17 protein-coding genes and 1 tRNA gene are annotated in these 18,655 nt (G+C 50.6%); 13 read left to right on the top strand and 5 right to left on the bottom strand.

From position 1 onward, the window contains the following. Positions 1-339: 339 nt before the first annotated feature. Positions 340-1,236, top strand: a complete 897-nt coding sequence (locus tag MARLIPOL_RS03995) for a metal-dependent hydrolase (protein WP_012136802.1) — start codon at positions 340-342, stop codon at positions 1,234-1,236. A 473-nt stretch (positions 1,237-1,709) separates the two neighbouring features. After that, positions 1,710-2,204 (top strand): hypothetical protein, encoded by a 495-nt coding sequence (locus tag MARLIPOL_RS03990; protein ID WP_012136801.1) that lies wholly within the window; start codon positions 1,710-1,712, stop codon positions 2,202-2,204. Between the two features lie 286 nt (positions 2,205-2,490). Here the strand turns inward: MARLIPOL_RS03990 and MARLIPOL_RS18235 are convergent, their stop codons facing one another. Then, positions 2,491-2,922 (bottom strand): very short patch repair endonuclease, encoded by a 432-nt coding sequence (locus MARLIPOL_RS18235; RefSeq protein WP_407638038.1) that lies wholly within the window; start codon positions 2,920-2,922, stop codon positions 2,491-2,493. 115 nt (positions 2,923-3,037) lie between these two features. Between MARLIPOL_RS18235 and MARLIPOL_RS03985 the strand changes: the two genes are divergently transcribed. The 6 genes from MARLIPOL_RS03985 to MARLIPOL_RS03955 all read left to right on the top strand — a co-directional run bounded on the left by MARLIPOL_RS03985 (position 3,038) and on the right by MARLIPOL_RS03955 (position 11,107). Further along, positions 3,038-4,615, top strand: a complete 1,578-nt coding sequence (locus tag MARLIPOL_RS03985; RefSeq protein WP_012136799.1) for a DNA cytosine methyltransferase — start codon at positions 3,038-3,040, stop codon at positions 4,613-4,615. 463 nt (positions 4,616-5,078) lie between these two features. Next, positions 5,079-6,950, top strand: coding sequence for a hypothetical protein (locus MARLIPOL_RS03975; protein WP_012136797.1), 1,872 nt, complete (start codon positions 5,079-5,081; stop codon positions 6,948-6,950). Beyond that, entirely contained in the window at positions 6,947-7,708 is a 762-nt protein-coding gene (locus tag MARLIPOL_RS03970) for a hypothetical protein (protein ID WP_145768730.1), read from the top strand. The genes MARLIPOL_RS03975 and MARLIPOL_RS03970 overlap by 4 nt, the downstream gene beginning before the upstream one ends. Then, positions 7,701-8,444, top strand: coding sequence for a hypothetical protein (locus tag MARLIPOL_RS03965; protein WP_012136795.1), 744 nt, complete (start codon positions 7,701-7,703; stop codon positions 8,442-8,444). Before MARLIPOL_RS03970 ends, MARLIPOL_RS03965 begins: the two co-directional genes overlap by 8 nt. Positions 8,445-8,534: 90 nt before the next feature. Next, positions 8,535-9,749 carry a hypothetical protein gene (locus tag MARLIPOL_RS03960; protein WP_012136794.1) on the top strand — a complete coding sequence of 405 codons (1,215 nt, stop codon included), beginning with the start codon at positions 8,535-8,537 and terminating at the stop codon, positions 9,747-9,749. Continuing rightward, a complete protein-coding gene (locus MARLIPOL_RS03955) occupies positions 9,746-11,107 on the top strand; it encodes a hypothetical protein (RefSeq protein WP_012136793.1) in 1,362 nt (453 codons plus the stop codon). The genes MARLIPOL_RS03960 and MARLIPOL_RS03955 overlap by 4 nt, the downstream gene beginning before the upstream one ends. 72 nt (positions 11,108-11,179) lie before the next feature. Here the strand turns inward: MARLIPOL_RS03955 and MARLIPOL_RS03950 are convergent. The 4 genes from MARLIPOL_RS03950 to MARLIPOL_RS03935 all read right to left on the bottom strand — a co-directional run bounded on the left by MARLIPOL_RS03950 (position 11,180) and on the right by MARLIPOL_RS03935 (position 15,014). Further along, positions 11,180-11,255 (bottom strand) — tRNA-Phe (locus MARLIPOL_RS03950). Positions 11,256-11,375: 120 nt separating this feature from the next. Continuing rightward, a complete protein-coding gene (locus tag MARLIPOL_RS03945; RefSeq protein ID WP_012136792.1) occupies positions 11,376-11,648 on the bottom strand; it encodes an oxidative damage protection protein in 273 nt (90 codons plus the stop codon). Between the two features lie 82 nt (positions 11,649-11,730). Further along, on the bottom strand, positions 11,731-12,795 hold the full coding sequence (mutY, locus tag MARLIPOL_RS03940; RefSeq protein WP_012136791.1) for an A/G-specific adenine glycosylase: 1,065 nt from the start codon (positions 12,793-12,795) through the stop codon (positions 11,731-11,733). Next, positions 12,792-15,014: an AsmA family protein gene (locus MARLIPOL_RS03935; RefSeq protein ID WP_012136790.1), complete on the bottom strand. Its 2,223-nt coding sequence runs from the start codon at positions 15,012-15,014 to the stop codon at positions 12,792-12,794. The genes mutY and MARLIPOL_RS03935 overlap by 4 nt, the downstream gene beginning before the upstream one ends. A gap of 193 nt (positions 15,015-15,207) precedes the next feature. Between MARLIPOL_RS03935 and MARLIPOL_RS03930 the strand changes: the two genes are divergently transcribed. The 5 genes from MARLIPOL_RS03930 (at position 15,208) to hisF (ending at position 18,563) form a co-directional block, all read left to right on the top strand. Then, entirely contained in the window at positions 15,208-15,669 is a 462-nt protein-coding gene (locus MARLIPOL_RS03930; protein WP_012136789.1) for an SRPBCC family protein, read from the top strand. A 114-nt stretch (positions 15,670-15,783) separates the two neighbouring features. Further along, on the top strand, positions 15,784-16,377 hold the full coding sequence (gene hisB / locus MARLIPOL_RS03925; RefSeq protein ID WP_012136788.1) for an imidazoleglycerol-phosphate dehydratase HisB: 594 nt from the start codon (positions 15,784-15,786) through the stop codon (positions 16,375-16,377). Between the two features lie 27 nt (positions 16,378-16,404). Then, positions 16,405-17,046 carry an imidazole glycerol phosphate synthase subunit HisH gene (gene hisH / locus MARLIPOL_RS03920; protein WP_012136787.1) on the top strand — a complete coding sequence of 214 codons (642 nt, stop codon included), beginning with the start codon at positions 16,405-16,407 and terminating at the stop codon, positions 17,044-17,046. After that, positions 17,040-17,777 (top strand): 1-(5-phosphoribosyl)-5-[(5-phosphoribosylamino)methylideneamino]imidazole-4-carboxamide isomerase, encoded by a 738-nt coding sequence (gene hisA / locus MARLIPOL_RS03915; protein WP_012136786.1) that lies wholly within the window; start codon positions 17,040-17,042, stop codon positions 17,775-17,777. The genes hisH and hisA overlap by 7 nt, the downstream gene beginning before the upstream one ends. 12 nt (positions 17,778-17,789) lie before the next feature. Further along, positions 17,790-18,563 carry an imidazole glycerol phosphate synthase subunit HisF gene (gene hisF / locus MARLIPOL_RS03910; protein ID WP_012136785.1) on the top strand — a complete coding sequence of 258 codons (774 nt, stop codon included), beginning with the start codon at positions 17,790-17,792 and terminating at the stop codon, positions 18,561-18,563. The last annotated feature ends 92 nt before the right edge of the window (positions 18,564-18,655 follow it).

The following is an 18,655-nucleotide window of genomic DNA, read 5'->3' as shown; positions in this document are numbered from 1 at the left end:
TTGAACTCAGTTCAGTAAGCGCTTGGCGCTGTTTTTATGGGTTGGCGTCACCAGGCGTTGTTGGCCAGCGTAAGCTTTAGTGCGTGTCATAGGGGGACAATCTTGATGGGGCAATTGAGGCAGATGTCTGTAATTGTTTGTATTAAAAGATTTTTGTCTTGTTGATTTTATGTGTGTTGGGCGTTTTTGCTAGCCGTTTGGTGCTTTTTCCCATTCCTTTAAGTTCAAGTCGGCCTCTATGATGAATCTCAGTACTCCCAAGGCTGAAGGCGAAGTATTGCCCGTTTCCTACTTGTAGCCTCGGCTAGTATTGGCCTCTCAACGAAGAAGGTTCTTATCATGAGCAAAATAACAAGCATTGAGCCATTCTTGAAAATGGCGAAGCGTAAGCGTTCTGGCCGCCCCATGCTGATCCCTGTGCGCAGAGACCTGGATTTCAAATTGGATGAGAACAAAATCTCAGACTGGAATACAGCGGGTGGTCCGGTATTCACTGCGTTTCTGAATACTTTTTCGGCAATACTCCCTGTGGGCGAGCGGTTCTTTATTGACAGCGTCCGTGCGTATCGAGACCAGATTACCGATCCGGAACTGAAGAAGGCCGTTTCGGCATTTATCGGGCAAGAGGCCATGCACGGCAGGGAGCATGAGGTCTACAACTCGGCCTTCTTTAACAAAGTACCGGCTGCAGCTCGATTCGAGAAGCGGGTCAAGAGGATTCTTGATGGCTTCACCAAGCATTCCAGGCCCGTGTCGTTGAGTGGCACGATTGCCCTTGAGCACTTTACTGCCTTGCTGGCGGACAGTGTGCTAAAAGAGCCCCGTTTGACCAATGGCGCTGACCCAAAATACGCGGCACTCTGGCGTTGGCATGCCCTGGAAGAAACCGAACATAAGGCGGTAGCCTTTGATGTTTTCGAAGCAGTGATGGGGACCGGCATTAAGGCATATAGTCTGCGAAGCTTTGGCTTGGTCCTGGCAACCCTTGTCTTCTGGGGACTGATCATACCGGTTTTCATCGAGGCTCTGCGTGCAGAAGGGCATCTGGGGAACCTGAAGGGGTGGCGCCAGTTCTTCCGTTATACCTTTGGTGATATCGGTATGCTGCGAAAGCAGATCGGAAACTACCTTGATTACTTCCGTCCGGGTTTCCACCCGTGGGATCATGACAACCGAGAATACCTCAAGGAAATCGATGCTTTCCTGGCAGAGCAGGAGCAACTGGCCACCGCGTGAGCCTGGAGGCGGCGTGGGAATTGGCGTTTCGTGAACGCCAGAAACAACAAAGCCCGCACAAGGCGGGCTTTGTCAGAATTCTTAATGGTGCCCGGAGGCGGAATCGAACCACCTACACGGGGATTTTCAATCCGGTGCAGCAACACCTTATTTGTACACAGTGCTGAACAATCAACAATTTACGAAATTTTAGAACCGCTTTAACCCACATAAAAACGTAGTTGCGTGGACACCTGATGGACGCGTTGTAGTTTTCACAACGCTTTTTCTCGGATGGGCCTTTGCAGTTTTCCTTTGATCTGCTATCTTTTTGAATGGCTTTCGAGTGAGCCTGCGGATCCGCAAACGCAAAGCGTAAAAGCAACTCCTGTCTATCCCGTTTCATTTTGCTCATCAGCGTCTGGTGAACTTGGTACGGCTTGCGGATCAGCCACCTAGTCTTCGCGAACCAGATGCTGCAAGGAGAAAATGAAATGCGTATCTTTATTTCTCGTCAAAGCTTCATCAACAATCTTAAGAGCGCGGCAAAAGCTGAAAAGCGGTGTTCGCAGGCTTCTAAGGCGCTTTCCTGGTATCTCGATAAAGCCGCTCGCTCAGCAGGGTTTCAATCCTGGGGCTGGCTGCACAGAAAGCTCCAGGTTGCATCGTCGATTGAATTTGACCACATTCACGCTACGATCGGTCGGAATATCGGCAGAACTTTTCCTAATGCCGCAGCAAAGTACGTTGAGAAGGACGTCATAGGCTGCATCAAATCTCAATTCGAGAGGTGCGAAGAGTTTTCAGCGCCGGTTAGTGGTAGTCAAAATGGCTATTCCCATCCCTCGGTGTCGATCGAAAAAGAGGTAAAGAGCCTGTTTTCGGGGATATACCCTGAAATACTTCTAAGCTCCGCGATTGACCGATTGAAGGATTTGGGACCTTGGTGCGAGGACGATTCTGAGGTCATGTTTGAATACGAATTCTGATTCTGAATAATGTTTGGCCACCCCTTGTTTTGGGGTGGTCTCTTTATGTAGAGGTCTGGGCAATCTTCTCTATAATAGATACGTGCCTGTTTTAAAGGCACTCTCTGGGGCTTGGGGCTTTTCTCTCGGTGTTCTGTGGCGGCAGCGGGAATTGAGCCCGATACCGCAGGCTTTCCTTGTGCCAAATAAAACAATATCCAAATATAAATCAACAATATACAAGAGTCATCAACCACAGGTCAGCACACAAAGCCGCAAACGCGTAGATGCTTTTTTGACACATTGGCTATTGAGATCTGGTTGGGAAAGAGCCAGAGAATTCCGCATATTCTGCCGGGCCTTTTATCCAAGCTTCGAGATCGCTTAGAAGGTTTGCAACCTGCTCGGAGGATTTTGAGCGAAGAGCACACTCCCAGATTACGCAGATTCGCCAGTTATTCTCAGCGAGTAGAGCGAGGTTCCGTTTGTCTCTCTCCATATTTCCATGAATCTTCGTCTTCCAGAATTCTTCCCGGGTGTTGGGCCATTTGAAAAGAGCGCACATGTGACCATGCCAGAAGCATCCGTTTATCTGAATTACTGCTTGGTATCGAGGAAGAACAATATCCGGACGACCCGGAAGGTCCTTTCTGTGAAGCCTGAAACGAAATCCCAACCCGTGTAAAGCAGAGCGAATGACCAACTCCGGTTTTGTGTTTTTTCCTCGTATCCCGGACATCATTCGCGATCGGGTCTGAGAATCGACAATATCACTCATAGATCAGCTCTAAGACCTGGTTTTATAGGGCAGTACTGGTATCCTACTACCTTTTTGAAGGGGCGCTCAGCCTGAAATGAGTAGCAAGATTCATATCGTAGATCTGTTTGCCGGTCCTGGGGGCTTAGGCGAAGGCTTTTCATCATTCGAAGATGCGGAAGGCAGAAGGCCGTTCAAACTGGTCGCTTCGGTTGAGAAAGAAGCCAGTGCCCACCGGACGCTAACTTTGCGGGCCTTCTTTCGTCAATTTGAGAAAGGCGAAGTCCCGAAAGCGTACTACGACTATGTGAAAGCTGGCGACCCCAAGCTCCGGAAGGAGTTGTTTGATGCTTTCAAATCTCAAAGTGAAGCTGCCATAGAGGAGACGCTGGGGACACCCCGGGCATTGGGCTCCGAAGATCACTATGCCATCTTTGATCGTATCAAGGCCGTAAAACAACAGCACCGGGGGCCCTGGGTGGTTATCGGTGGTCCTCCCTGTCAGGCATACTCTGTGGTTGGGCGAGCTCGCAACAGGGGGGTTGAGGGTTACCAGCCGGAAAATGATCCGCGACATTTTCTCTACAAGGAATACCTCAAGGTATTGAGAGAGGTTGAGCCTGAAGTCTTTGTCATGGAAAACGTTCGCGGCATTTTGACTGCCAAAGTTCATGGAAGCCGGATATTTGATTCGATTCTCAGGGATCTCAGGAATCCGGCAAAAAGTCTGGGCGAGTCGTTCGGGGTAGAGTACGACATTTACTCATTATCTATGCCGCTTCCTTACCCCGACGCATTGGGGGATAGGACCTATCAGTCAAATACGGATTACCTTATCAAGGCTGAAGAGTTTGGGATTCCTCAGACTCGTCATCGGGTGATTCTGCTGGGTGTTCGCAAGAATGTTTTAAAAGAGGGAGAGAGCCCACGAATGCTTTCTCGTAGGGAGCCTCCGTATTTTAGAACATCGGATGTAATTAGAGATCTGCCTCCACTAAGGAGTGGTTTGACGAAGATCGAAAACACCTCTGAAAACTGGCACCAAAACCTTCAACAAGCTGCAAAAGCCGTCCAACCTTGGCTGGAGGAGTGTGGGATTGAGTTGCCTCGTGACTTTCTCTTAAATGCGGTGAAGAGCTCTCTCGATTCGCAAGGCGCCAATTATGTTCCCGATAAGAGAGGCAGAAAGGTCGGTTCCTCGCTGCCCACGGAACTGAAAAACTGGTTTTTCGATGAGAATCTTGAAGGGTGCCTAAACCACTTTGCTCGCAGTCACATGCCCTCCGATATTTTTCGGTACCTCTTCGCTAGTAGTTTTGCAGAACACAAAGGTGGGGCCTCGCCAAAGTCTGGAGACTATAATCATCCTGATTCGATTCCCGCCCATAAGAATTGGGGATCGGGGCATTTCGTGGACCGATTCAAGGTTCAGGCTAGAGATCGAACGCCTAGTACTGTAACCAGCCACATCGCTAAGGATGGGCACTATTTCATTCACTATGCCCCCTCGCAATGCAGGAGTCTAACGGTTCGGGAGGCAGCTCGAATACAAACCTTCCCTGATAACTACTTTTTCGAAGGCAACAGAACTCAGCAGTACGTCCAGGTCGGCAACGCGGTTCCTCCGCTGCTTGCAAATCAGATTGCTGATGTTGTTTACGATCTTCTCAAGTAATTGATTTTCCCGGGCCAGCTCTGGCCCAGCGTTTCCCTTTCCTGTTTCTGCGTTTATTGTCAGATACGTTAGTCATCGTAATTTGTCTTATGCTCCTCGTTCTGAACCCCTTTCTTGCTTGTCAAATATTTTAGAGAAAATCGAATTATGGTTGACCTTGGTGGTCTATGTTTCGTACATTTTCAAAATATACTCGTACATATGGTGGATTATGATGGAGACATCTAGAGAAAAGTTTGTAAGGCTAGCGGAGTCTAGGGTCAACAATATTGTCAAAACAATGAGGTTGCTGGGCAATCTTTCCAATAAAAGTAACTACACCTACACTGACAAAGATGTAGAAAAAATATTCAGGACTCTGGAGAGAGAACTTAAAAGCGCCAAAGCGAGGTTTACAGCAGACGGCGCGTCAGAAGAATCGGTGTTCAAACTCGACTAACTCCAGTGATGAAGGGAGGCAATAATGGCCTGGCAGTTCATTCCACAGCTCGCCTGTTACGTTGAAAACGGCGTCACACAGCGGGATCAGTTCCGAAATGATGAGGTTGAGCTTTCCGACACCATCGTGAGGGAGTCGATTCAGAACTCATTGGATGCGACTCTTCCCGGAGAAACCACGCATGTTCGGTTCAGTTTTGTCGATGGAGACAGGCTGGATCCCTCATTCGTTAAGAATATTTTTAAAGGGCAACTTGAGCACGCTGAAGCTGCGGGACGTGATATCCAGGAGGTGGACTTTAGTGCGCCTTCGGCCTTGGTAATTGAAGATTTTGGTACCAAAGGGCTTACTGGCAAAACGAACACCAAGGATAGCGATAATTTCAGTGACTTCTGGCGACGCCATGGCAAGTCTCACAAAACGGGAACAAGTCGTGGGCGATGGGGGTTGGGAAAGCTGGTGTATTCGAGCTCTTCCATGCTGGGGGTGTTTTTTGGATTAACTGTTCGGAATGATGACCCGGACCGCTACCTTATGGGCCAGACTGTTCTGGACCTCCATACCCATGAAGGCGCTGAATACCCCGCCCATGCTTACTATTGTGACATGGAAGGAGAGGGCGATATCTTTCAGCAGATGCCAGTGCCACTGAAAGGGGCTGAGTTTGTAGAAAGCTTCGTAAACCAATTTGGAATTTCTCGCCAGCGGGAATCTGGTTTGTCGATTGTAATTCCGTTCCCCTATGAGGGGCTTCGCCCTGAAAGCATGATTGGGGTGGCAATAGAGAATTATTTTTACCCAATTCTCACGGGGCAGCTCATTCTGCAGTTTGGAGACGTAAGGCTTACGGCAGAGAATATTCGTGAGTTGGCATATAAGCACGCCGATGGAAAAAAACTGAAGGACATCGATGCGCTGTTTGATTTCATTGAAGAAGCCAATCGGTGCATTAACTCTGAAAGCTTTGTTTCGTTGAAAGAGTCGTGGATCAATGACACGCGTTTGGACGAGGATGACTTCGAAGAAGAGGAGCTGGAATCCCTTCGTGAACGATTCTCAAACGGGGATGTGGTTGGTGTCAGGCTTCCCCTCTCTATTAAAACCAAGCCGGCAAAGCAGACCATTCCTACTCAGTTCTATGTGTTTGTTCAGCGCCCGGAAAACATAGAAAAAGGGGTAGATCTCTATGTTAGGGGAGGGCTGACACTTCCTGCGGAATCCAAGTTTGGTGATCGCAAAGCTTTTGGAGCGATGATAGCCAATGACGAAACCATATCGGCGTTTCTTGGTGATGCTGAAAATCCAGCTCATACGAAGTGGATATTCAATGCAGAAAAACTTCGGAAAAACTATGTATCGCCTGGAGATCGGCTCAAAGTAATCAAGCATGCGGTGATCAATTTCTATGACATGTTGATCCAGGCGGAAGAGGAAGAGGACGAAAAAGCGTTGGCAAAGTTCTTTTTCACCGAGGGAACTGCGACCCCCAAGAAAAAAGACCCGAAACCCGATGTGCACCCGCCTGAGCCACCGGAGGATATTCCAGCACCTAGGCCTAAGGTTGCGAGGATCGAGACTACTGCTGATGGTTTTGCAATCCGGCCAGCTAACGGAGCTTCGGAAGCTGAGTACCCCATGACATTTAAAGTCTTGGCCGCATATGACACTGCAGCAGGTAACCCCTTCAAAAAATACAACCGGCTTGATTTTGACTTTGCCAAGCGAAACAGCGCCAAGGTCGAAAGCGGTTCAGATTGTGTAAGCTTGGTGGACGTCAGAGAGAACAGGATTGAGTTTGAAGTGACAGGTCCGGAGTTCAGTGTAGAGGTTACTGGATTTGATCCCCACAGAGATTTGAAAGTGAAGCTGAACGCTGTTGCGCTGGAGGAAGAATGATGCAGATATCCAGGCACATAAACCATACTGGTCGCCAACACATCAAGCGAACAGAAGTTCAGATTGAGCTTTTGGAAGACAGGGATACACCGGAATTTCGGGTTAACCTGAAGCTCGATAGGTCTAAGCTGCCTCCAGACGCTGACATTTATATAGAAGCCTACCATCGGAATACATCTCAACGGTTCGAGTTTGGCACGGTTGCGGCCCCGATACCGCCCGATCATCTTAAGCTGGACCAGATCGATCTGTCCGGGCCTACGCTTTTTCGAGTCAAAGTGGTGGATAATTCCGAACATATCGGTCGGCTTATTGCTTCTGCGGAAGGACTCTCTCCAAGAGCTGAAGATGGTGAGAATAACGAATCACTGATGATATTCAGAAGTGCGCCGGATATGGGCAATCTTACGTGGAAGATGTCATTTGAGGATCAAAAGCCGGTTCTTTGCATCAATAACAAGATTCCTGAAGCAAAGTCACAGCTACTTGAGAATCCCTTTTTCCAGGCTCTGATCCTGCCAGCAGCTTTCCGTGAAGTCCTGTTCTTCATTTACATGAATGACGACCTTCAGGAAGAGGAAGGCTGGCAAAGTGATTGGGTCCGTTTCGCAAATAAAATTGCTCCCGAAGAACTACTCGATGATGAAGACCCTGATAGGGTTGTAGGCTGGGTCAACGATGTAGTCTCTGCTTTCAGCAACCAGCATCACCTTTGTCATCATCTGATAACACGGATGGAGGAGCAGGCCCATGGTTGAAGTAAGACGTCTTAATGAGCAGGGTATTGAGGCCTTTGAAAACTACATTCGGGAATTGTCAGGGGATGGCGGCCTTGCCGTCCCGGTCGGTTATTTGACTGATGACCGGACCTCAGAGTCTTTGGGTGTTGAGCTGAGGCTGGATGAGAGCACGAAATTTGAAACCCGTTATGACATGGGAATCTACCTAGTAGAGCTGTTGAAAAACGTGCGCTCTCAACAGTTGCTGGGAGATGTTGGGTTCTGGACTTGGCTCGCACTTTACTGGTTTGAGCAACTTTGTCCTCTTGATTCAAAAGGCAAAAGAAATCCGAAAAAACCATACAACTACGTACTGAGCCAGAACTGGAATCACAGGCCTAGACATGCGCTTTACACAACTTGGATGCTTGTAGCGAATCATGGAGAGAATGCGCTATTTATGCTCAGTAAGAAGCCGAGTGATCGTGGTGAGTTGATAGAGCAGCTTGCCGCGAGGCAATATTTTATGTCCTGTTGTGGGGTTATTGAAGCTGCCCGCAGAATATACTTTGACCCGGATCGGCGAACATTCAAAAGAGGTTCCACTTCGCAGACACGAGGGGGGAATATACGAAGGTTTGTTTCCTATCTTCAGCAGTTGGATCTGACCTATGACTTGGGAACTGTGACTTCGGACTCTTTGATGTCAATTTTGCCACCTGAATACGACGGCTTCTTGGCGGATCACTCTGGTCGAAATAGCGCTAGCGCTTAATTGGTAACTGATTTTAATAGTGACAGTGTCAGATTGTCGTACAGATAATTTAAATCTCCGGCAATAAAGCTACCACAATTAAGGAAAATAATGAGGCTAAAAATACTAGATTGCAAATCAGAGGATGATGCCAAATGTTATCTTTGTAGGGTGAGTTTGTCGGATTATATAAGATCGATACCAACGGATTATAAGGAATTTGATGTCCAGAGAGGGATTGTAAGTAATAGGTATTTAGATAACTTGGTTGAGACTGTCAGAGAGAAGCGGCATATCCCCCCTATAGTTCTTGTTTCTGGAGGCGAGACAGTCAATGAAGAAAGTATTGAGCTAAAGGGCTATAGGATTCTAGATGGGCTTCAGAGAACGCATCGGCTAAAAGTGATACACGATGCTATAGACGTTGTTATATCCAATAAAAACGAAGGTCTCTCAGAAGAAAATATTAATTCTTATTATAGGAGATTTTCTTCAGAATTCAAGAAGGTAGGGGCTACTCGGAAGCTTGTAAAAATGTTGTTTGATTTTCAGGTTTCTAAGCTTGATTCTGCGATTGAATTTTTTGAAGGGAACTCATTATGGCTTGAGGTTTGGTGTGGGTTATCTAGTGATAATCAAATTAAAAAAATGCTTTTGTTGAATGCTGGGCATAAATCGGTAAACATCAAGCATCAACTTGAACTTTTGTTTTTGGGTACGCTTTTTAAGTTAGAGGAGATATCCAATGACCACATTGAATTTAAAAGAGAGAGGGAGGTTAGCGCTACCCAGTACAGTAAGAGTCGGGGGCTTGGGCAGTATCATTTTTCGCATATAATATCTGCACTCATATCTCTTTCTGCTGGTAAAGTCGTGAATACAAACTCGGATTTTATTAGCGGTCTGCAGTCTGGAAACCTTCCAGAAGTTGAGCTTATTGAAGGGTTTAATATAGAGTTTCTTCGGAAGTTTATCGAATTTGTCTATAAGTTGGACGCATCCCTTAATGAAAATTATGGCGTAGATGGTCTCAGATGGCTTGGGAGGGAAGTGGTTCTTGTCGGTGTTTTCGGAGCCATAGGAGCTTCTTCGAAAGAGAGAGGAGTGGGCCTCTATGAGTTTTTTGATGGTTTAATTTCATCGGTTGATCAAATGGTTAGAGAGCTGTCAGTTGATGAATTTGAGCATCACAGAAATAGGGTTGAGTTAAATAAAGTAAATGTAGGGTCTATAAACAAAAAGGCTGTTTATAAGGCTGTTTATGATATTGTTTCAGGGAGGGGGTTTGCATCTTGGGAGGAATACTTCGGAGGTGCGTTGAAGTGAAATATAAGGATATACTTTACCCTGCTGCCATTGGCTGGATTGATAGGCTGCTCGCTAGTGTTGACGAGTATTTTGAAGTTAATGAAGACCCCGAAGAGTTCGTAGAAAATTCATACGATATATTGGATAGCTGCAGAGATAAGATTGATAATGTCTATATGGAGGATCTAGGTGATCCGTGCATGATGGCAGTTCTTGATGAGTTAGAGGGTGAGTCTTGCTTTGATGGTTTTCCCATTGAAGAGGATTTCATAAGGCTAAAAAAAGTTCTTCAGCTATCTGGTTTTATCGAGAGTGATGGTGATATTGATTTAGATGACGACATAGTTTTTGATGATGCGGCGTTTTCTCTCTCTGAGTGTAGAGGGGCGTTCAGTAATTTTTCTATATTTGGATACCATAACAGTGCAAGGTTAAAAGATTCTCTGGTGTTTATTGATCTAAGTGCGCGAGATCTTCATTCAAATATGGAGGATTCTGGTTTATCTAACGGATTGATAGCTTTGTTGATTAAAGTAATGTCGAAGATCGAGGAGGATGAGGGGCTGGACTTTTCAAAAGCATATATTCTTTTCTCGAGCGAAGGGTCTAGTATGTGTGCCGAGTCAGCTCTTAGAATGCATGCAGCTTTGCAGGGAAAAATAATCCATACAGAAATTTCCGCAAACTCATTGACTTCATCCTCTGTTTATTTGGACAGAATTTCCCCGCGTGATCCCTATTCCCAGTTTGAAGAAACTCTAATCGTGCTGAGTGAGTTTAATAGTGCTAGTGATTTACTTAGAAAATATATTTCTTTGTATCATGTTATAGAGAATTTCATGTTTAAGGTTCCTCTTGCTAATTTGGGTAGAGATAATAATGGAGATGTCTTCTCTCTAAGGGACTTTCGTCGACTGAGTGAGGCTGTTCAAGGGAGGGAGCTAGATGCATTGACCAACGTATTCAAAAAAGAAAGTTATGGTAATTTCTGGAAGAGATCTGTTAATGGAGACTCCTTCGAGAATATAGTAAATGGTTCTATAGCTAGGCTTACTGCTATTCAAGGCTGGGATACAGTTGATTGCAATCAATTTCTTTCTAGGCTTGCTATAAGAGGGATTTCCTCATATACGAATCTGTGTAACGATCTAAATGTAAGAAAATATTGCGAAATTGTTTATAAGGTTAGGTGTTCAGTAGTCCATAACAAAGAGACCGAGCTACACCTTTCGTATTCCAACATGAATCCGACAATTGCGGTTTTTATCGAAGAGGCCTTGATGAAGCCATTGTATGCTTTGATTAGTGATTTATTGACGGATAAAAATAGTAAAGTTTGGTATACGGGGCCTGAACTAAGGCTCTATCCAACATAAGGTATTTTGTTATCGGCGAGGATGCTAGAAACAACAAAGCCCGCACAAGGCGGGCTTCGTCAGAATTCTTAATGGTGCCCGGAGGCGGAATCGAACCACCGACACGGGGATTTTCAATCCCCTGCTCTACCGACTGAGCTATCCGGGCGTGTTGCGCTACTGCTGTGCAACGGGGCGCTATTAAACCGGTTTCGTTGTTTTGAGTCAAGGCTGAGGGGTAAAAATTTCCGGATCTTTTGCGGATTGCTCAGCCTTTGATCAATAAGGCTTATTTTTCCGGCGGTACGTAGCCTTCGGCCTTGTCGAACGGCTCGTTGTTGAAGAAGCGCTCCATCTGGGCCTGCAGGTACTTGCGAGTGTTGGGGTCCATCAGGCTCAGGTGTTTTTCGTTGATCAGCATGGTTTGCTGATTCTGCCATTCTTCCCAGGCTTTCTTTGAGACGGTTTCCCAGATTTCCTGGCCTTTCTTGCCGGGCATGGGCGGGAAGTCCAGTCCTTCCAGTTCTTCCTGGTACTTGCGACAGAAAACGGTGCGGCTCATGTCTGCTCCTGTTGGAATTGGCCGAGTTAATAACTGGCGTCGATGATAACAGATCGGGGCGGGGGCCGGTCAGTGTGTGAACTCAGAGCAGGGCGGTCTGCTCCGGGTTGGTCAGCAGAGTGCGTATCGGCGCAGGAAGGCCCAGGGTGAGAGCCTGATCCCGGTGGAGCCAGCGCTGGCTGTCATTGTCGGCGATGTTGCTGCTGGCTGTGACTGAAAGCCTGGCGGGCTGGATGTGCAGGTGGTAGTGGCTGAAGGTGTGGCGAAAGCCACCTATCAGTTCGGCATCACTGCAGTCAAAGCCAAAGGCCTGCTCACAGGCCTCAGGAAGCTCATCGGGGCTGAATGCGGGGTCAAGCTCGGGCAGGCTCCACAAGCCACCCCAGATGCCGCTGGGAGGGCGTCGTTCCAGCATGATCCTTCCGTCGCTGTCTTCGAGGATGACCATCCAGGTGGTTTTCTCCGGTTTGGCCTTTTTGGGCTTGGATCCCGGGTAAAGGCTGACTTCGCTATTCCTGTAGGCAAGGCAGCCGCTTTGCAGTGGGCAGGACTCACACGCGGGGCGCGAGCGTGAACACACCATGGCACCCAGATCCATGATGGCCTGGGTATAGTCCCGTACCCGGGTATCCGGGGTGTGTTGTTCGGCATGTTCCCACAGCGTATTGAGTACTCTGGTTTGCCCCGGCCAACCGGGGACGGCGTGGTAGCGGGCGAGTACGCGTTTGACGTTGCCGTCGAGAATGGCCGCCCGTTTGCCGAAGGCCTGGGCCAGGACAGCAGCCGCTGTGGAGCGACCGATACCGGTGAGGGATTCCAGCTTTTCCTGGTCAGCCGGGAATTCACCGCCAAAGTCGTTCACCACGGTTCTGGCGGCTTTTTGCAGGTTGCGGGCGCGGGCGTAGTAGCCAAGGCCGGACCAGTGGCTGAGTACGTCATCCTCCGGCGCTTCCGTCAGGGCTTGAACATCCGGAAACCGTTGCATGAAGGCCCGAAAGTAGGGGATCACCGTGGTGACCTGGGTTTGCTGCAGCATGATCTCCGATACCCAGACCCGGTAAGGGGTGCGGTTGTGGTGCCACGGCAGGTCATGCCTGCCGTGTTCGTCGTACCATGCGAGCAAATCCCGGGCGAAACGGTCACTCATCGGTTGAACAGCCCCTTCACCGCGTCCTTGATCTTGTCGCCTTCCTCGCCCAGTTGTTCGTCGATCTTTTCCTGAACTTTTTCCTTGGCTTTTTCTTTGGCGCGATCGGTCTCTTCCTTGACCTTTGCCTTTGCAGCATTGGCGGCAATGTCCTTCAGGGTGTCGCGGAAGCGGGAACCGTCGAAGGAGCACAGGCCGGCAGGGTCTTCGGAGAAGTTACCGCGGCACTCAACCGGGATGACGGCGTTTTTGACGTATTCCGTCACGCGGCACGCTTCGTCGCGGTGAATCTCGCCGACGACCCTCAGGCCCAGTTCATAGTCCAGATCGGTTTGCTTCAGGTCGACGGTGCCGTTGCCTTCCAGGCGCATGCCGGCCAGGGCGGCCACCAGGTCGGTGTTGTTAAGGGTGTTGCCGTCGATTTTCAGTGTGCCCTTCATATCGTTGAAGGGGGTTGTGGTGCCCCAGTCACTGGTACTCAGGGTGTCCTGGTTTGCCAGTGCAATGCCCTGGCACGCCATGCGAGTCAGGTTCATTTTGCGGAACTCGCCTTTGGCCAGGTTGAAGCCGACTTCGCCTTTGGCGTTGTCACGCAGCACGGAAATCCGGTTACCGGTGGTTTTCACGTCCACGGACAGGTTGGCGCCACCGGCGAGCATGTCGACTTCGGCCAGGTCCGTCAGCAACGGTAGTGTTTGTACATTATTTACCTTGGAGCCAATCGCCCATTTCGGGTTATCCGTGCGGGCATCCAGGGTGACGTTGGCGCCGAAGCTGCCGTCGTACAGCTTGCCGCTGAACTCGTCCACTTTCAGCACGCCGTTTTTGGCGGTAATGGAAGACTTGATCTCGTTGATGGTGAGATTGCTGATGATCAGTTGGCCCAAGCCGAGATCAATATCCAGCAGCAGGGTGCGCAGGGTTTCCAGGGGCAGCAGGTCGCTTTCCTCGGCAGATGCCTGAGCTGTGCCGCCGGTCTTCTCCCCGCTGTCTTTTTCTTCCTCGCTGGCGGCTCCGCTGTGGTCCTCTTCCGGCGTGGGCGGCAGGTAGCGGTCTGCATTAATGGCGTCCCCTTGCAGGTTCAGGGCAACGGCGCTGTTGCTCAGGGTGTAGCTGCCACCGCCGGTGAAGGTGGTGTCATCAAGACCGATGGATAGGTCACTCAGAGCCACCGAGCCGGCTGGGCCGCCGATTTTGGTGGAAAAGGATATGGCCTTGAGGACTTCCGGATCCTCGGTTTCGATGGCTGGCTGCCCAAGGGCTGCCAGCAGTTCCCTGAGTGAGAATTCGTCAATGCTGAGTGTGCCCTCCAGCTTTGGCTTGTCGCCAAAACCCTGAACCGACAGGTCGGTGTTGAGCTTCAGGTCAGCGAGGCTGGCGGTAAAACCATTGATATTGGCTGTCTCGTTCTCAAGGTTGGCTTCGATGGCACCGGCCAGTTTGGCGGTCACTGCCTTTCCGCCAAACGGTTCGCCCTTCATGTCGAATACCGCTTCGAGGTCAGAGATGCCAAATTCGTTGAGGGCTTCGTTTGCGGCGAGAAGGGCGCTCAGGCGGCCATCCACTTCCAGCTGGGGTTGATTGGTTTCAACGCGGAAGCTGATGTCCAGCGGAAAGCTGCTACCCAGGGTGATATCGCTCGCATTAACGGTGAAGTCTTCCAGGGTCACGGACTGGCCAGTGCTTGCATCGTTGTAGTGAACCTGGGCGTTGCTGATTTCCACGTTCTCCACGTTGAAGTTCAGCGGCTCGCTGCCCCCGGCTTCGGTATCCTCCTGGGCTTGCTCGCTTTGCTGCTCTTCAGCCGGTGTCTGGCTTTCATCCGCCTCACCTTCCGGCATTATGCGGGTCCAGTTGTCGTTGCCGTCTTTATCCACATTCAGGCGTGCGTCCAGGCCATCCAGCAGGAAAGTGTTTACTCGGGGTGACATGGCGATCAGTGACCAGAAGTCTAACTGAGCCACCAGTCGGTCCAGTTTTACAAAGCGTTCGCCCTCAAGCGTGGCTTCCACATCATTGAGTTCCAGGCCGAGGGGGATGAAAGACCAGCCGATGTCACCCTCGAGGATGAGGTCGAGGTTGGTGTTGTCTTCGGCGGCTTTTTCGATTTGGGGTTTGTAATCGTTGGGGTCGATGACCATTACGGCGACCGCAACAGCAGCAATTGCCAGGATAATCAGGCCGACGATGGCGAAGGCGATGTAGCGAACAGCTTTCATAATTCAGGCTTCCTTCCATTTTATGCGTTCGGGCAGCGCAGGGCGAACAGCCTTAAGGATAACGCAGGGTTAACAAAATAAAAGCGTGTATGTATGACAATACGTTAGTGATAGGCCAAAATAGCGAACTGTTTTCTGACAATAACGTGTAATAACTTTAATAACTCTACAGAGACAAAAAAAGGAGCTGGCTGTGGCTATCACTGTATCGATCGAGCTGAACCGGGAACTGGACATACCGGGCAGTTACGATGATGTATTCGACCTTCTCGCCGACGTGCCCCGTTCTGCCAGCCACTTTCCGAAAGTGGACAAGTTGGTGGACCTTGGAGACAACACTTATCGCTGGGAAATGGAGAAGGTGGGTGTCGATAAACACGCTATCCAGTCCGTCTATGCGTGTAAGTATTCCGCGGACAAGAGCAGTGGCACGATTGCCTGGGAGCCGGTGAAAGGTGAAGGCAACGGTGTGGTTCGTGGATCCTGGACCATTACCTCCAAGGGGGATGACGTTACTGCAGTCAAGTTCAAGACCAATGCCGAGCTCACCGTGCCGCTGCCGAGCCTGTTGAAGCTGGCGATCAGTCCTGTCATCAAACACGAGTTCAACAGTTTGGTGGATACGTACATGAGTAACCTGAAAAAAGCCTTCTGACCGTTGGGCTATCGACGCCATTGAAGGTCATGGTAGGACTCGGGGATGCAGAAAAGGTATAATCCGCAAATAATCAGTTTCCGGCACTTTGCCTATTCATAACCTGGAGTCCCCATGGCCGAACGTAAGGCTCGGGTAGAGAGAAATACCCTTGAAACGCAGATCACCGTTGAGATCAATCTCGACGGTACTGGGCAATCCACCTTTGATACCGGTGTGCCCTTCCTTGAGCACATGATGGACCAGATCGCCCGCCATGGCCTGGTGGACCTGAATATTGTCTCCAAAGGTGATCTGCACATCGATGACCACCACACTGTGGAAGATATCGGCATCACCCTGGGTCAGGCCTTCAAACAGGCTGTTGGCGACAAGAAAGGTATTCGTCGTTACGGCCACGCCTATGTGCCACTTGATGAAGCCCTCTCACGGGTCGTTATTGACCTGTCGGGCCGGCCTGGCCTGATGATGGACGTTCCCTACACCCGGGCTGCCGTGGGTGGATTTGACGTGGACCTGTTCGAGGAGTTCTTTCATGGCTTCGTGAACCACTCCATGGTGAGCCTCCACATCGATAACCTGAAGGGCAAGAATACCCACCACCAGATTGAGACGGTATTCAAGGCCTTCGGTCGCGCACTGCGTATGGCTATCGAGATGGACGAGCGTATGGCGGGTATCACCCCGTCCACCAAAGGCTCACTGTAACCGGTCACCGAAGGACACCGCATTACCATGAAAACCGTTGCCATTATCGACTACGGCATGGGCAACCTTCACTCTGCTAAAAAAGCGGTAGAGCACGTAGCCCCGGACACCACCGTACTGGTCACTGACAATGCCGATCAGATCCGCGAAGCCGACCGGGTGATTTTGCCCGGTGTCGGTGCCATCCGCGACTGCATGGCTGAAATCCGCCGTTTAGGGGTCGACACCCTGGTGCGCGAAGTGTCGCAGGATCGCCCGTTCCTGGGCATCTGCGTTGGTATGCAGGCGCTGATGTCCCGCAGTGAGGAAAACGGCGGGGTCGACTGTATCGACCTGTTCCCGTCTCAAGTGCGTTACTTTGGTGACAATCTGACGGAAAACGGCGAACGCCTGAAGGTGCCACACATGGGCTGGAATGAGGTCTATCAGACTATTGAGCACCCGCTCTGGCACAACATTCCGAACGGTGACCGTTTCTATTTTGTGCACAGTTACTACGTCGAAGCCGAAGGCAACGCTGACATCGCAGGCCGCAGCCGTTACGGCGTTGATCTCGCCGCAGCGGTGGCGAAGGACAATATCTTTGCAGCGCAGTTCCACCCGGAGAAAAGTGCCCGGGCGGGGCTGCAGTTACTGAAGAACTTTACTGACTGGACTGGAAAATGCTGATTATCCCCGCCATTGATCTGAAAGACGGCAAATGTGTTCGCCTGCGCCAGGGTCGCATGGACGATTCCACCGTATTCGGTGACGACCCCGTCGATATGGCCACCCGCTGGGTGGAAGCCGGCGCCCGTCGCTTGCACCTGGTCGACCTGAACGGTGCCTTCGCAGGTGAGCCGGTCAACGGTGAAATCGTCCAGGCCATCGCCCGCAAGTACCCGGATCTGCCTATCCAGATTGGCGGCGGCATTCGCTCGGCAGAGACCATCGAAGCGTACCTGAAAGCTGGCGTACAATGGGTGATTATTGGCACCAAGGCGGTGAAAGAGCCGGACTTCGTTACCGAAATGTGCAAGAAATTTCCGGGACACATCATTGTTGGGCTGGACGCCAAAGATGGCCGTGTCGCGACCGACGGCTGGGCGGAAGTGTCCGAAGTCATGGCCACTGACCTGGCGAAACGCTTTGCCAACGACGGCGTCGATTCCATTGTCTATACCGACATCAGCCGTGACGGCATGATGCAGGGAGTGAACGTCGAGGCGACTGCGGCGCTGGCGGAAGCCGGCGGTATCCCGGTCATTGCCTCGGGCGGCGTCACCAACATGGATGACCTGAAGCGCCTGGCGACCGTGGCAGACAAAGGCATCCTCGGCGCTATCACCGGTCGCGCCATTTATGAGGGTACCCTGGATGTGGCAGAGGCCCAGGCCTACTGCGACAGCCTCAAGGCATAAGGACACACGACTATGGGCCTGGCCAAACGTATCATTCCCTGCCTGGACGTGGATAAGGGCCGCGTCGTGAAAGGCGTGAACTTTGTCGATATCCGCGACGCGGGTGACCCCGTTGAGGTGGCTCGCAAGTACAACGAGCAGGGTGCGGACGAGATCACCTTCCTGGACATCACCGCCAGCCATGAAAGCCGTGACACTACCTATGAAACCGTGGAACGTATGGCGGCGGAAGTCTTTATCCCGCTGACCGTGGGTGGTGGTGTGCGAACCGTCGAAGATATCCGCAAACTGCTGAACGCAGGGGCAGACAAGGTATCCATCAATACCGCTGCCGTGTTCAACCCGGAGTTCGTGCGGGAAGCCGCCGACCGCTTCGGCAGCCAGTGCATTGTGGTAGCGATTGATGCCAAGCGGGTATCGGCCGAGGGTGAAGCGCCGCGCTGGGAAATCTTCACCCACGGCGGTCGCAAACCGACCGGACTGGATGCAGTGGAATGGGCCCGCAAAATGACCGCACTGGGCGCCGGGGAACTGCTACTGACCAGCATGGATCGGGATGGTACCAAGATTGGCTTTGATCTCGGCTTGACCCGTGCGGTTAGTGACGCGGTATCGGTACCGGTGATTGCATCCGGCGGGGTTGGGGAGCTGCAGCATCTGGCGGACGGGGTAACAGAGGGAGGCGCGGACGCGGTGTTGGCGGCCTCGATTTTTCACTTTGGTCAGCACACGATTCCTGAGGCCAAGGCGTTTATGAAAGCTCAGGGGATTGAGGTCAGGGAGTAGGCCGAAGGTTTTGTCGGATTACGGCTTTGCCTAATCCGACCTACTCTCGGAATCGGTTTGTAGTTTGGTGGGCCCCACCGTAGGTCGGATTA

This window comes from Marinobacter lipolyticus SM19 (assembly GCF_000397065.2).
Lineage (GTDB): Bacteria > Pseudomonadota > Gammaproteobacteria > Pseudomonadales > Oleiphilaceae > Marinobacter > Marinobacter lipolyticus.
This window is presented reverse-complemented; position numbering and strand designations above follow the sequence as displayed.